Here is a 13,634-nt window from a genome sequence, read left to right as displayed (position 1 = left end):
CTCAATAGGCGCCGGAGAGCAGCGCGCCGGCGCCGGGCACCGCCGTCTTCAGGTCCAGCGCCTTCAGCATAGCGTAGGTGGTGGCGACGGCGGCGGTCACCACCGGCTTGCCGGTCATCGCCTCCACCTTCGCGATCACCGGCAGCGACGGCATCTGGACGCAGGCCGACAGGACGATGGCGTCGACGTTGCAGGTGTCTATGCCGGCGACGATCTCCGGCAGGCGTTCGGGGTCGTGGCGGCCGACGGCGATGTTGTCGGGGATCTCCAGCGCCCGCCAGTCGGCGACCTCCACACCTTCATGCTCGATGTAGTCGATGACCAGCTTGGTCAGCGGCTTCATGTAGGGGGCGACCAGGGCGATGCGCTTGGCGCCGAGGACGGGGAGCGCGTCGACCAGGGCACCGGCGCTGGTGATGACCGGGGCCGGTGCGGCGTTCTCCACCGTGCGTCCCTGCAGCCGCTCCTGCGAGACGCGGTGATAACCGCGGCCAATGCTCATGATCGCGACGAGGCAGGCATAGCCCAGCACGTCGACGCGGGCGTCGGTGAGTTCCAGCGCGCAACGGTCGGACTCGCCGTCCATCGCCGCCAGCTCCTCCTTCGCGACCGTCTTCATGCGCATGCGGCTGGAATGGAAGGTGAAGCGGGTGCCGTGCGCGAGCGCGTGGGCGGTCAGCATCGCCGGGATCTCCGTCTCCATCGTGGTGTTGGAGCTGGGGACGATCTGGCCGATGCGGTAGGTGCGGGTGGTCATTGCGGGGTGTCCCTCAGGCGGCGAGTTCGGAGGCGGCGGCGACGCCGGGGCGGAACTTGCGGGCGTCGTATTCGTAGACCCAGTTGGCCTGGATGCCGGTGGCCTGCGGGTTGATCAGGCCGCGCAGCCAATAGACGAAGTCACGCTTCGCCTGGGCGATGGGCGAGGGCAGGTGATAGGTCCGCCCGCGTTCCCGCGCCTCCAGCTGGACCCGGCTGGTGCGGGGCAGCCGCTCGCGCTCATAGTCGCGCAGGGCGGCGGGCACGTCGCGGCCATGGCTCTCCAGCGAGGCGGCCAGCACATAGGCGTCCTCGATCGCCATGGCGGCGCCCTGCGACAGGAAGGGCAGCATCGGGTGGGCGGCGTCGCCCATCAGCGTCACCCGGCCCTTCGACCAGCCCGTCATCGGATCGCGGTCGAACAGGCCCCATTTGTAGACGGTGTCCACCCGCTGGAAGAGCGTTTCCACATTGTGGTGCCAGCCCTGGAAGGCGTTCAGCAGCTCGTCCCGGTTGCTCGGCGCGTTCCAGCTTTCCTCAACCCACTCGCTGGTTTCAGCGACCGCGACGATGTTCACCGCCTTGCCGCCGCGGACATAGTAGGTGACGACGTGGCTTTTCGGGCCGAACCAGAAGGATGCCTCCGGCGCCACGAAATCCACCGGGCTGCCGACCGGCACCACGGCGCGATAGCACATGTGGCCGGTGAAGCGCGGCGCCTCCTGCCCGAACAGGGCGGTGCGCACGGCGGAGCGCACACCGTCGGCGCCGACGATCAAGTCGGCCTCGAACTCGCTGCCGTCGTCGAAGATGGCGACGGCGCCGTTCGGCTCCTGCCGGACGCCGGTGCAGCCGATGCCGAAGGTCGCAATCGACTCCGGCACCACCGAAGCCAGGATGGAATGCAGGTCAGCGCGGTGGATATGGATGAAGGGTGCGTCGTACAGCGTCGGGCAGTTGGTCAGCGGCGTGCGGAAATTCTCCCGCGCCGTGCGCCAGTTGCGCCCGACCAGCGCCTGCGGCAGGAAGCCCGCCTCCAGCATCTTGTCCAGCAGGCCCAGGGTCTTGATGACCTTGACGGCGTTCGGCGTCATTTGGATGCCGGCGCCGATCTCGCCAAAGCCGCCGGCGCGCTCGAACAGACGCACTTCGAAGCCCCGTTGCAGCAGGCAGCCGGCCAATGCCACGCCGCCGATGCCGCCACCGACGATTCCGATACGCGGTTTGCTTCTCACTCTATCCCTCCTTCAGGGAGACACCGATAATTAATCGGTCGGCTGTTTAATTAATATTCGCACTTGACGCCAGCGGTTTGCTGACGGGCCGCGCTCGCCGCTCAGCCGCCGAGATAGGCCTTCAGCAGCTCCGGGTCGCCGCGCAGTTCCGCTGCCGGGCGGGCGGCGGCGATGCGGCCGGTCTTCACCACATAGGCGCGTCTGGCGACGGCCAGTGCGTTGTGGATGTTCTGTTCAACCAGCAGAACCGTGACGCCATGGGCGTTGATGGCGCGCACCACGTCGAACACCTCCTCGGCCATGCGTGGGCTGAGACCCAGGCTGGGCTCGTCCAGCATCAGCAGGCGAGGCTCCGACATCAGCGCGCGGGCGATGGCCAGCATCTGCTGTTCGCCGCCGCTGAGCGTGCCCGCCATCTGCCGCGCCCGTTCGCGCAGGCGCGGGAAGCGATGGAAAGCCATGCCCACGCGGGTGCGCACCTCGTCCTTCGAGCGGCAGAGATAGGCGCCCAGCGCGATGTTCTCCTCCACCGTCATGCCGGGCCAGACATGGCGTTCCTCAGGGCAATGGGCGATGCCGGCGGCGACGATCTCCTCCGGCGGGCGGTTGGCGATCGATTTGCCGTTCCAGGCGATGCTCCCCGACCGCGTCTTCAGCAGGCCGGAGATGGCGCGCAGCGTCGTGCTCTTGCCGGCACCGTTGGCACCGATCAGCGCCACCGTCTCCCCGGCATGGACGTCGAGCGAGATGCCGTGCAGAGCCGCGGTGCTGCCGTAGGAGACATGCAGGTCCCGCACCCGCAGCACCGGTTCCGCCGCGCCCGCGGCTGCGTCCGGGGCGTTCATCGTAATCGTGCTCATGCCGCCGCCTTGCCGAGATAAGCCTCGGCGACCTTCGGGTTGTCCAGGATTGCGCGCGGTTCGCCTTCCGCCAGCATCTGGCCGAAGTTCAGCACGACGATGCGGTCGCACACCCCCATCACCAGCTCCATGTTGTGTTCGACGATCAGCAGCGACTGCACCGCCTTGCCGACCAGCGTCTTCAGCGTCTCGCCGAACTGCATGGCCTCGTGGCTGTTCAGCCCGGCAGCCGGCTCGTCCAGCATCAGCAGGGTCGGCTTGGCGGCCAGCGCCACGGCGACCTCCAGCAGGCGAAGCTCGCCGCAGGACAGCAGATGCGCCGGGGCGTTCATGCGGCGCGACAGGCCCATGGTCTCGACGATGGCGGCCGCGCTCTCCCGCGCCTCGCGTTCGGCGCGGCGGACCTTCTCGCCGGGGAAGTAGGTAGCGAGCAGCGACTGGCGGCCTTCCATGTAATGGCCGGTCAGTACATTCTCGAACACCGTCAGCCGCTTCATCACATTGGTCTTCTGGAAGCTGCGGATCAGGCCGAGCCGCGCGATGGCGTGCGGCTTGTGGCTGGTGATGTCGGTGCCCTTGAAGAAGACCCGGCCTTCGGTCGGCGTGTAGAAGCCGGTCAGCATGTTGAAGCAGGTGGTCTTGCCGGCGCCGTTGGGGCCGATCAGTCCGACGATCTCGCCGGGAGCGACCGCGAACCCCACCTGCTTCACCGCGGTGATGCCGCCGAAGCGCATCGTCAGGTTTTCGGCCCGCAGAAGCGGTTCGGTCATGCGGAGGGCGGTCATACGGTGCGCTCCTCAATGGCGGGGGAAAGGGACGGGGTATCGCCGCGCTGCTCGCGGCGGCGGCCGATGAAGCCCATCAGGCCGTTGGGCAGGAACAGCACGATCGCCATCACGATCAGCCCGAACAGCGACAGGCGCAGTTCCTGCAGCTCGCGCAGATATTCCTCCAGCAGGGTGACGATGACAGCGCCCACCACCGGGCCCAGCAGCGTGCCCTTGCCGCCCATCAGCACCATGATGATGATCGTCGCCATGAAGGCGAAGCGGAACACCTCCGGCCCGACGAAGGAGATGTAGAAGGCATAGAAGCCGCCAGCCAATCCGGCCAGGAAGGCGCCCAGGACGAAGGCCTGCATGGCGGTGCCGAAGGGGTTCACGCCGATGGACTGCGCGACGTAGCGGTTCTCGCGCACCGCCACCGCGGCGCGGCCAGCATTGGAATAGACGAAGCGGTAGGACAGGTAGAAGGTCAGCGCCGCCAGCCCCAGCACGATGGCGAGGAAGGTGCTCTTGTCGGCGATGCCGCCCTGACCGACGCCGGCCAGCCCCATCGGACCGTTGGTCACGGCGATCCAGTTGTTGGCGACGATGCGCAGCACCTCGGCGAAGGACAGGGTGACGATGACGAAGTAAGGCCCCTGCAGGCGCAACGTGATGGCGCCTATGGCAAGCCCGAACAGCGCGGCCACCACGCCAGCCGCCGGTATCGCCGCCCACATCGGCCAGCCGGCATTCACCGACAGCAGCGCCGCGGTGTAGGCGCCGGTGCCGAGGAAGGCCGTATGGCCGAGCGAGAATTCGCCGACATAGCCCACCACCAGATTCAGGCTGTTGGCGAGGATGGCGTAGAAGATCGCCATGATGGCGAGGTGCAGGATGTACTGGTCGGTGATCGCGAAGGGCAGCAGCGCCGCCAGGACCCCGAGGCCGAGGAGGATGTTGCGTTCGAGCGTCATGTTAGGCCCTCTCCGCCCGGATCGAGAAGAGACCCTGCGGCCGCAGCACCAGGATCAGGATAACCAGCAGGAAGCCGATGATGTCGACCATGCCGGTGGCGACATAGCCGCCCCACAGCGCCTCTGCCACGCCCAGCAGCAGGCCGCCGGCGATGGCGCCGGGGAAGCTGCCCATGCCGCCCAGGATCACCACGACGAAGCTCTTCAGGCTGACCAGCCCGCCGACCGACGCCTGCGCCGAATAGATGCTGGCCAGCAGCATGCCGGACAGCGCCGACAGGGTGCAGCCCAGCGCGAAGGTCGCGGCATAGACCTGCCTGGTGCGGATGCCGGCGAGGCTGGCTGCCATCGGGTCCTGAAAGGTGGCGCGCATGGCGCTGCCCAGCCGGGTGCGGTGGATGATGGCGTGCGCGCCGAAGATCAGCGCGACGCCGATGACCATCGCGAGCAGCCGCATCTTGGTGATGGTGACGGGGCCGAGAAAGATCGGCCCTTCGGTGATGGCGCGGGCGACCTTCAGCGGCGCCGGGCCGATGGCGAGCAGGGTGATGTTGACCAGGAAGATCGACAGCCCGATGGTCAGCAGGATACCCGGCTCCTCGCCCTGGCCGCGGACGCGCTCGATCAGGAAGCGGTCCACCAGCCAGCCGAAGCTGCCCATTGCCAGCGCCACCAGCACCAGTCCTGAGAAGAAATCGAGCCCGAGGTAGGTGGTGACGAACCATCCCACCACGCCGCCCAGCATGTAGAATTCGCCATGGGCGAAGTTGACCACCCGCATCAGGCCGAAGATCAGCGTCAGCCCCAGCGCCGACAGCGCATAGAAGACGCCGACCACCAGCCCGTTGGTCAGGAATTGCAGGAACAGATCCATTGCAGTCTCAGCCTCGCTGTGGCGTGGGGCATGGGCCGTGTGGCGTGCCGCCTCACTGCGGCGCTTCGACGGGGGAGGATGCGACGACCTTCGGCGTCCCGGCTTCGATGCGCACCAGAACGGCGTCGAAGCCGTAGGCCTGGCCCTTGGCGGTGAAGCGGTACTCGCCGTTCGGCGCCTTGTAATCGGTCTTGCCCAGCGCCGTGCGGATGCCCTCGGGATCGGTGCTGCCGGCCTGCGCGATGGCTTGAGCCGTGATGTACAGCGCGTTGTAGCCGGCCGCGCCATACTTGCCGGGCTTCACCTTGTATTTAGCCTCATAGGCCTTGACGAAGTCCTGGTTGCGCGGGGTGTCGACGCTGGAGACGTAGGGAACGGCGGCATAGATGCCCTCGGCCGCGTCGCCAGTCAGGTTGATGAAGTCGGCCGTCGCCCAGGACCCGACGCCGAACACCTTGCTCTGCACGCCCATTTCCTGAAGCTGCTTGACCAGGATCGAGCCGTCCTGCGTCTCGGCCGCGACGAAGATACCGTCGGGCTTGGCGGCACGCAGCTTGGTCAGCAGCGTGAAGAAATCGGTGGTGCCATGGTCGAAATACTCGGTCAGGGCCGTCTTCACCCCCAGTGCCGACAGATCGCGGGAGAATTCCTCCACCCCGCCGCGGCCCCAGTCGTCGTTGACGCCGACATAGGCGACCGACTTCAGCTTCAGATCGTTGGCGAGGATCTTGGCGAAGGCCTTGGCCATCAGCGCATCGGTTTCGGCCGCCCGGAAGAACCAGGGGTTGTTCTGTTCGGTCAGGGCGGCGCTCGACGACACGCCGGTGACCAGCGGGATCTTGTATTTCGCCGCCACCGGCATGATCGCCGCGGTGGCGGAGCTGCAGAAGGCGCCGACCAGCACGGCAACCTTGTCTTTCTGCACCAGCTTCTCGACCGCGTTGACTGAGTTGGCGGGCGCGCATTGCCCGTCCTCGATCACCAGTTCGACCGGCTTGCCGAGCAGGCCGCCCTTGGCGTTGATCTGCTCGACCGCCAACTTGGCGCCCTCCACGACCGACTTGCCGTTGTAGGCGACGGATCCCGTAAGCGGCTCGACGAGGCCGATCTTCACGCTGTTCTGCGCATTGGCCGGACCAGCCACGGCAATGCCCGCAGCGAGAGTGCATCCCAGAGCGTAGCGGTACATCTTAACCCTCCTGTCCCTTGCGGAATTCCGCATTGATTTTTTGGAATTGCCTAAGATCCCGCGCCTGCGCGGGTACCGACCTTACGGGAGACGTGCGAAGAGGTTGCTCCCCATTTCGGGTGCTTCTGCGTCTAAAGTCAGTCAGTTAGACGATTTTATTATTCGCCCAATTAATTCTTGGCTCAACGTTAACGAGGGCTGCAGCTCCCTGTCAATCCTGAATCTTAGCTGATCCGCGGCTTGAGCCCGCGACAGCTAATTCCACATCAAACACATTGGTTATGAACCGGTCAGGAGCAGCGCCTTCCCACGCTGCAAGACGTGGGCCAGAACAGTGGACAATGCGTGGTGAAGGAAGTCCACAGACTGAATGACCGTTCGACAATAGGCGCCAGATCTTCTCGCTGCACAAGGTATGAGCACAGGATCGCTTTCCCGGCAGCTTGAGCAATCGACCGCGTCACCCATTCATGGCTATTTGCCAATGTCGGCAAATCGCTGGGTAACGACCAGCTTGACGTCTTGCTCTATGACTTTGTCGACAACGCTTTGGCGCAGACCGCCTCGACCATCACTCTGCAGCGTATGAGGCTGGCAACGCAGCCGTAAGCGGATTAACGCCGGGGCGGGCAAAGCCATCTGAGCCCGGCCGCCGGCAATCGGCGGCTGTCCCCTCTAACCCTCGGCCAAGTCACCTACTGGACGCTGCGGGTGACTTGGCCACTGTACACCACCTTTTGAACCGCCGCTCGTCCCAACCCTCGCGTGCTGGAGTTCGAGCTGCTGGCTGATGAACTGGACAGCCTCGGCGAGCACACAGGGGCCAAGGTTGAAGGCGGGTTCGATGAGGCGCGCCTCGCTCCGCATGTCGCAAGTGATGTTGAAGCTGGACGCTTGGCCTTTGCGGAGCGCCCGTATCACCTCAAAGCACTTGATCGTTGCGTAGGCCATCTTCAGGGTCTTGAAGCCCCGCACCGGGCGGATCAACTGCTTCCGCTTGCCATGGTCGGCCTCCACCACGTTGTTATCCGGCATGAATCAGTCGGTGCCCCCGATCGGAGCCGAGAGATATTTGACCTGCCGGTGCTCGGTCTCCTCAGGACATTTGCCCTCGACCTTCAGCTCCGCTAAGGCCGGTCGGTAAGTTGGCGCCTTGTCGGTGTTGATGACCGTCGGCTTCTCCCACGCCTTCAGACCATTGAGCGCCTTCGACAGAAAACGCTTGGCAGCGGCGGTGTTTCGCGTGGGAGAGAGGGAGAAGTCGATGGTATTGCCATGCTTGTCGACGGCCCGGTACAGGTAGGCCCACTTGCCACCGACCTTCACGTAGGTTTCATCGACCCGCCAGTTGGTTGACCGTGGGCAGCGCCACTGCCAGCGAAGCCGCTTCTCGATCTCCGGCGCGTACTTCTGCATCCAGCGGTAAATGGTCGAGTGATCGACCGCAACGCCGCGCTCGGCCATCATCTGCTTGAAGTCGCGATAGCTGATACCGTATCGGCAGGGATCAGCGCACCGCCCACAGCACGATCTCACCCTCAAAGTGGCGTCCCTTGAAGTCCGACACGGCTTGGCTCCATCCAACCTCCAGCCATTCCAGCGCGTGCCGGCCGAATTTGCAACAGAGCCCCCCCCGCCACCCCCGGCCATGCCAGCCCGGCTTCAGCGCCTGGAATTGGACTACGCCGCGCTCGACACCCTCATCGCCGACACCAACCGGGCCGTCGAACGGGTGCAGCGCCTGCTCAAGAGCCGGTGACGGCCACGGCGGCAGCCGGCTTCAGTCGTCGACACGGTCGTGATAGCTCCCCCTGGACATTGCCCGCTTGGCTGCCGACCTGTTACTGTCTGGGACAACAAGGAGCACGGGTATGGATCTGCCACAGGAAATCGAACGGATGGCGGCACGCCGCGCCGCCGAAGGCGGTTACCGGGACGTGGCCGACTATGTGGCGCAGTTGGTCGCCGCCGATATCCGTGATGCCTCCGATAGTGCGCTTGAGGGTACTCTTCTGGAGGGGCTCGACGGCGACGGCGAGGAATGGAACCTGGAGGCGATGCGAGCCGAGTGCCACGCCTCTCTCAAGGCCGCTAGGGGCGCCTGACCGCCTTGCGCGTTATCCAGAGTCCCCGCGCCAAGAGGGACGGGATCGACCACTACACACGCATCGGCCCGCGGAACGAGGACGCTGCCGAACGTTTCCTCGTGGCCGTCGACCGGGCCATCCGTCGGATCGCAGAGCGCCCCGACATCGGATCGACCCGGTTGTGGCGGAATCCCACTCTGCGGGGCGTGCGGGCTTGGCCCGTGATCGGCTTCGAGCGCTATATCGTCTACTATCGCCGCCAGACGCCCGACAGCCTGCGGATCCTCCGCCTGTTGCACGGCGCGGCTCTGCCCGAAGGCGCACTGCGGACGCCGGACTGACGTCGGCCGCCATGATCCATAGGGCCATGGCGGCCTTCACCGAAGACCATCCGAGCGACCATGCCGTGACCGACGGCGCCGTCCAGCCCGATGCACAGGCATGCGTCAGCCGTAGAGCACGCCGATCACCTCCCGCGCACCGACGAAGCGCGGTACGGCGACATCCTTGTCCTCCACATCCTCCATCCGAATGACGCGGGAGTCGCCCAGGCCGCTCACGCTTTCGAACAGGCGCAGCCGCGGCAATCCGGGCAGCGGGTCCCCCACGCGCTTGAAGAAAGCTTCGCCGTCGTCCGTGCATACCGCCACCAGGCGTCGGCGGTACTGGTCGATGCCGTCCGGCATGATCGCCACACCGCCGAGCACCGTCTGGCCGTCCAGAATCAGCGGCACGCCGCTGCTGCCGCGTGCCTGGTACATGGCCTCGGCATCGGCCTGATCGTTCTTGTGACGCTTGACGTAGGGCTTCACGTACTGCGGCGGCATCAGGCGGACGGTATGGCCGAACTTGGCAATTTGCCGCGCCCAATGGTGTGCGGTGGCGCATGCCTCCATACCGACCACGCAGGGTGGCAGGGTGGCGAAGAAGCCGAGCACAGCATCACGGCGCAGTCGTTTGATCACCATCACCTTTCCGTGCAGGTCGACGCCATGCACCTGGAAGATCGACTTTGCCAGATCGAGGCCGATGGTCGTAGCATGCATCTGGGCGGTCTCCTTGCTGAAGGACCTCAACACCCTTCATATGGCACCTCGATGCCGGAAACGGGGGCCGTCCATCCCATCAGTCGTCCACGCCCAAAACCGTCACTGGGGCGGCCGCCATGTCGGTGCCGACGCGCACCCTGTGCACCAGCGTTGTCTGGCTGATCGGCACGCCCATGGCCCTGGCATGACGGGACCCCGGGTTGCCACCGAGCGCCAGACCAATGGTCCGGTGCACGGCCCGCAGCCGGTCGGTTTGGCGTGCCCGCGGGCGGGCGACGCCGGGCAAGGGTTCGGCAAAGGTGCGGCGCGGACACGTGGGATTGGAGCAGCGGAAGCGCCGGACGCGGATCAGCAGCACGGTGGGGCGTCCGAAGCACGCCACATCACCAAGGCTGCGCCAGTAGGCGCCGTGAACGCGGCGTGACGGTGTTCCGCAGCCAGTGCAGGATACTGACGCAGGAACTGGCTGTGCACGCACGGTGATCCGATGGCAGCTCTGATCGATGTGATCCAGGACCTGAAGGTTAGGCAGAAAGCCGATCAATGACAGAGAGATGTTCAAGGGCGCGACCATGATGAAGGAGATTTCTCTTCATATGGCGGTCTCGGGCCCGCGAAGGAGATTGCACCTACTCCCGGCTTTTCAGCGCCATCCGCTCAACTTCTGTTTGGTCACACAAAACTTGGAAGAGCCTCCTATCTCAAGTCGATTGACAGTCCGGAAACCCGTCCGACAATCAGTTTGTCCGGAAAGCCATCCTCAACGCGGGTTTCCGGACAGTTTGGCGGCTGGCCGTCAAACAGCCGATTGCCCGACTGCGGAGGTAGTTGGAGTCTGCTTCTCGCCGACGACGGACTGGAATGTGACCAAGGCGGCCGGCCCCTTCCAGAACGTCCCCGCTCGGTCGCTGACTAACTGGCAGCGCGCCTATTGCGGCGAGAACCTCGCGCGCTTGGCCCAGGTGAATAAGACGGTCGATCCGATCATGCTCTTCACCTCCGCGCAGGCGATCGGCCCGGTGTGATCCTTGCCCGGAGCAACCCGGCATTGCGGGCGGGAGCGCCGCCCATCCGCAATGTGGGAGCTTTCAGGGCCGATCGGTGTCGTGGCAGTCGGAACGGCAGCAAGGATGGACCTTACAGGCCCGAAAGGCCAAAGCTGCTCGAGCAGCTATTCCATCTTCAGTCGGAGCGGAAAAGAGTTTCCACCGTGTGGTCGATGAACACGCGTAATCGGGGTGACACGAGACGGTTGGACGGCCATAGAATGCTGAATTGCCCCTGATCGACCAGATGGGCGTCAAGAACGTTGCGCAGCAGGCCGGCGTCCAAATCGTCTCTCGCCAGGAAATCAGGCATGTAGGCAATTCCCAAACCGGCAATCGCCGCTCCCCGCAAAGCCTCCATGTTGTTGCAGGTCAGTGGCGACGGACGACGGAAGGCATCGACCCCGTCCGCGTTCCCAAGCTGCCATGCCTGGAGCTTGCCTGAGGTCGGGAAACGGAACCGGAGGCAATCGTGCTCTTCCAGGTCGCGGGGAAGTTGCGGGATGCCCTTCCGCTCCAGATAGGATGGGGATGCGCAAAGGATGAAGCGGAACGGCCCGAGGCGGCGCGACATCAGTCTTGAATCATTCAGTGGACCGCTGCGGATCACCGCATCCAGGCCCTCTTCGACAACGTCGACGAGGCGATCGTTGAAGTCGATGTCCAGTTCAATATCGGGATAGCGACGACGAAACTCAGGTATAACCGGCAGGAGAAAATGGTAGCCGATCGTCGGCACGCCGACGCGCAGCCTGCCACGCGGGGCGCGTGTTCTATTCGACAACATCGTTTCGGCGTCGCGAAGATCATCGAGAATGCGATGGCACCGCTCATAGAATGCCGCGCCTTCTTCCGTAAGCGAAACACGCCTTGTCGTGCGATGAAACAGCCGGGTACCGACGCTCTCTTCCAGCTTTGCGATGCTCTTGCCAACAGCGGAGGCAGATACTCCAAGCTTGCGGCCAGCAGCGACAAAGCTCAGATGCTCTGCCGCCGCCACGAAGGCGACGATGCTGTTCAAGCTTTCCATCTTCTCATATTAGAGAATTTCTCTCCGTAGTCAACGGACTTCCGAGCCGTTTATCGCGATCTCTTTCCGCGATAGGTCTGCTTGGCGGCTGGATTGGTGTCTGCGTCGCAATCCCACCCAGCGATGGAGAACAGCACATGGCCATAGCATCGGCTGAAACTCCGACTGGCAAGATGCCGGTTCTGATAGCGGTCTGCCTGTCCGCGCTGGTTCTACCTCTAAGTTTCTCCGGCGGAGCGGTCGCGACGCCGGCGATTGGCGGTGATCTCGGCGGCGGCCCAACTGCACTGAATTGGATCACCAACGCCTTCATGCTCACATTCGGCAGCTCGCTCATGGCCGCAGGAGCCTTGGCCGACCAGTTCGGCCGTAAGCGTCTCTTCATGACAGGCATCGCCGCTTTCGCACTTCTCTCGCTTGCGCTGAGCTTGGCCCCGTCGATCCTCGTTCTGGATAGTCTCCGTGCGGGACAAGGCTTCGCAGCGGCGGCGGCGCTCGCGGGCGGAACGGCTGCACTCGCGCAGGATTTCGAGGGTCCGGCGCGGACAAGAGCCTTCAGCCTGCTCGGCACGACGTTCGGCGTCGGACTGGCTTTCGGCCCTCTTCTGGCCGGCGTCCTGATCTCGGCCTTCGGTTGGCGGTCAATATTCCTATCGGGAACAATCATCGGCGTGCTCTCTCTGTTCCTGACCGCCAGGAGGATGCGGGAAAGCCGGGATCCCGACGCGATTGGCCTCGACCATGCTGGTGCGCTTGCCTTCACGTCTATGCTGGGCCTCTTCACCTATGGCGTAATCGAAGCGCCCGAGATCGGCTGGAACCACCTAATCGTGGTGGCGTCGCTGCTGGGCGCGGCTGCGATGCTCGTCGCATTCATCCTCGTCGAAATCCGATCGGAGAGGCCGATGCTCGATCTTTCGCTCTTTCGCTATCCCCGCTTTGTCGGCGTGCAGGTTCTCCCGGTCGCCACCTGTTATTGCTACGTCGTCCTTCTCGTCCTGCTGCCGCTGCGCTTCATCGGGGTGGCCCGACTCGGCGAGATCGATGCCGGCCTGCTGCTCGTCGCCCTGTCCGCCCCGCTGCTGGTCGTGCCTCTCGCAGCATCGTACCTCGTCCGCTGGTTGTCCGCGGGCGTTCTTTCCGGTGTCGGCCTGTTGGCGGCGGCAAGCGGGCTGTTCTGGCTCGGCCGCGTCGATCCCGCATCGAGCGGCATCGACGTGATCCTCCCGATGCTTGTCATCGGCATCGGCACCGGCTTGCCGTGGGGGCTCATGGACGGACTTTCCGTCAGCGTCGTTCCCAAAGAGCGCGCCGGCATGGCGACCGGGATTTTCAGCACTACGCGCGTGGCAGGAGAAGGCGTCGCACTGGCGATTGTGAACGCCGCCCTCGCGGCTCTTGCGAAAAGTCGGATGGCTGCGGTGATCCCGCAGCATGAATGGGATGTATCGCAAGCCGCTCAACGGCTCGCGCTGGGCGATATCCGAGGAGCATCGGCAATCCTGCCCAACCTAACGGAATCGGACATCCACGAGAGCTATGCAGTTGCCTTCCAGCATTTGAGCATCGTGCTCATCGTCATCACCGTCGTCTCGGCACTTGTCATCCTCCTTTTGCTCAGCCGGCGCAGTGCGCAAACCGAAGATACCAACGAGGAAAGTTTCCCGGACCGCGAGCCGGCGAGGAGATCCGAAGTCTGACGGCGCGGATTTCGACCAAGGAAATTTTAGATTCTGCAATCGGCAGGAGTTGCCAGTGCCCCTTCAC

12 protein-coding genes and 3 pseudogenes are annotated in these 13,634 nt (G+C 64.6%); 4 read left to right on the top strand and 11 right to left on the bottom strand.

Going from position 1 to position 13,634, the window contains the following annotated elements; genetic code table 11:
- Position 1: 1 nt before the first annotated feature.
- The 8 genes and pseudogenes from M5E06_RS13870 to M5E06_RS13835 all read right to left on the bottom strand — a co-directional run.
- Positions 2-757, bottom strand: coding sequence for a maleate cis-trans isomerase family protein (locus M5E06_RS13870; RefSeq protein ID WP_286208811.1), 756 nt, complete (start codon positions 755-757; stop codon positions 2-4).
- Between the two features lie 13 nt (positions 758-770).
- Entirely contained in the window at positions 771-1,991 is a 1,221-nt protein-coding gene (locus tag M5E06_RS13865; protein WP_252138661.1) for an FAD-dependent monooxygenase, read from the bottom strand.
- Positions 1,992-2,092: 101 nt separating this feature from the next.
- Positions 2,093-2,851, bottom strand: a complete 759-nt coding sequence (locus M5E06_RS13860; protein WP_252138660.1) for an ABC transporter ATP-binding protein — start codon at positions 2,849-2,851, stop codon at positions 2,093-2,095.
- Positions 2,848-3,636 (bottom strand): ABC transporter ATP-binding protein, encoded by a 789-nt coding sequence (locus M5E06_RS13855; protein ID WP_252138659.1) that lies wholly within the window; start codon positions 3,634-3,636, stop codon positions 2,848-2,850. The genes M5E06_RS13860 and M5E06_RS13855 overlap by 4 nt, the downstream gene beginning before the upstream one ends.
- The gene (locus tag M5E06_RS13850; protein WP_252138658.1) at positions 3,633-4,592 is read right to left on the bottom strand and encodes a branched-chain amino acid ABC transporter permease; all 960 of its coding nucleotides are present in this window, start codon (positions 4,590-4,592) and stop codon (positions 3,633-3,635) included. Before M5E06_RS13850 ends, M5E06_RS13855 begins: the two co-directional genes overlap by 4 nt.
- A gap of 1 nt (position 4,593) precedes the next feature.
- Entirely contained in the window at positions 4,594-5,466 is an 873-nt protein-coding gene (locus tag M5E06_RS13845) for a branched-chain amino acid ABC transporter permease (protein ID WP_252138657.1), read from the bottom strand.
- A 52-nt stretch (positions 5,467-5,518) separates the two neighbouring features.
- Positions 5,519-6,655, bottom strand: a complete 1,137-nt coding sequence (locus M5E06_RS13840; RefSeq protein WP_252138656.1) for an ABC transporter substrate-binding protein — start codon at positions 6,653-6,655, stop codon at positions 5,519-5,521.
- A gap of 762 nt (positions 6,656-7,417) precedes the next feature.
- Positions 7,418-8,222: pseudogene (locus tag M5E06_RS13835) on the bottom strand (IS6 family transposase); the annotation flags it as partial.
- A 304-nt stretch (positions 8,223-8,526) separates the two neighbouring features.
- On the opposite strand from M5E06_RS13835, the gene M5E06_RS13830 reads away from it, so the two are divergent.
- Both M5E06_RS13830 and M5E06_RS13825 read left to right on the top strand, forming a co-directional pair.
- A complete protein-coding gene (locus M5E06_RS13830; protein WP_252138655.1) occupies positions 8,527-8,760 on the top strand; it encodes a hypothetical protein in 234 nt (77 codons plus the stop codon).
- Between the two features lie 5 nt (positions 8,761-8,765).
- Positions 8,766-9,083, top strand: a complete 318-nt coding sequence (locus M5E06_RS13825) for a type II toxin-antitoxin system RelE/ParE family toxin (RefSeq protein WP_252138654.1) — start codon at positions 8,766-8,768, stop codon at positions 9,081-9,083.
- A gap of 408 nt (positions 9,084-9,491) precedes the next feature.
- Here the strand turns inward: M5E06_RS13825 and M5E06_RS13820 are convergent.
- A pseudogene (locus M5E06_RS13820) lies at positions 9,492-9,788 on the bottom strand (IS110 family transposase); the annotation flags it as partial.
- An 82-nt stretch (positions 9,789-9,870) separates the two neighbouring features.
- A pseudogene (locus M5E06_RS13815) lies at positions 9,871-10,365 on the bottom strand (transposase family protein); the annotation flags it as partial.
- Between the two features lie 289 nt (positions 10,366-10,654).
- Between M5E06_RS13815 and M5E06_RS35845 the strand changes: the two are divergent.
- Positions 10,655-10,816, top strand: coding sequence for a BBE domain-containing protein (locus M5E06_RS35845; RefSeq protein WP_252138653.1), 162 nt, complete (start codon positions 10,655-10,657; stop codon positions 10,814-10,816).
- Between the two features lie 157 nt (positions 10,817-10,973).
- On the opposite strand, the gene M5E06_RS13805 is transcribed toward M5E06_RS35845, so the two are convergent.
- Positions 10,974-11,867, bottom strand: coding sequence for a LysR family transcriptional regulator (locus M5E06_RS13805; RefSeq protein WP_252138652.1), 894 nt, complete (start codon positions 11,865-11,867; stop codon positions 10,974-10,976).
- 137 nt (positions 11,868-12,004) lie between these two features.
- Between M5E06_RS13805 and M5E06_RS13800 the strand changes: the two genes are divergently transcribed.
- Positions 12,005-13,567: an MFS transporter gene (locus tag M5E06_RS13800; protein WP_252138651.1), complete on the top strand. Its 1,563-nt coding sequence runs from the start codon at positions 12,005-12,007 to the stop codon at positions 13,565-13,567.
- The last annotated feature ends 67 nt before the right edge of the window (positions 13,568-13,634 follow it).

The sequence above is a fragment of the Azospirillum sp. A1-3 genome (assembly GCF_023806445.1).
In the GTDB taxonomy this organism is placed as follows: domain Bacteria; phylum Pseudomonadota; class Alphaproteobacteria; order Azospirillales; family Azospirillaceae; genus Azospirillum.
The sequence above is the reverse complement of the archived record's forward strand: the minus strand, read 5'-3'. Positions and strand labels throughout refer to the sequence as shown.

Coding starts and splice junctions, on each gene's coding strand:
- M5E06_RS13870 (WP_286208811.1), bottom strand. CDS start 757: ATGACCACCCGCACCTACCGCATCGGCCAGATCGTCCCCAGCTCCAAC.
- M5E06_RS13860 (WP_252138660.1), bottom strand. CDS start 2,851: ATGAGCACGATTACGATGAACGCCCCGGACGCAGCCGCGGGCGCGGCG.
- M5E06_RS13855 (WP_252138659.1), bottom strand. CDS start 3,636: ATGACCGCCCTCCGCATGACCGAACCGCTTCTGCGGGCCGAAAACCTG.
- M5E06_RS13850 (WP_252138658.1), bottom strand. CDS start 4,592: ATGACGCTCGAACGCAACATCCTCCTCGGCCTCGGGGTCCTGGCGGCG.
- M5E06_RS13845 (WP_252138657.1), bottom strand. CDS start 5,466: ATGGATCTGTTCCTGCAATTCCTGACCAACGGGCTGGTGGTCGGCGTC.
- M5E06_RS13840 (WP_252138656.1), bottom strand. CDS start 6,655: ATGTACCGCTACGCTCTGGGATGCACTCTCGCTGCGGGCATTGCCGTG.
- M5E06_RS13830 (WP_252138655.1), top strand. CDS start 8,527: ATGGATCTGCCACAGGAAATCGAACGGATGGCGGCACGCCGCGCCGCC.
- M5E06_RS13805 (WP_252138652.1), bottom strand. CDS start 11,867: ATGGAAAGCTTGAACAGCATCGTCGCCTTCGTGGCGGCGGCAGAGCAT.
- M5E06_RS13800 (WP_252138651.1), top strand. CDS start 12,005: ATGGCCATAGCATCGGCTGAAACTCCGACTGGCAAGATGCCGGTTCTG.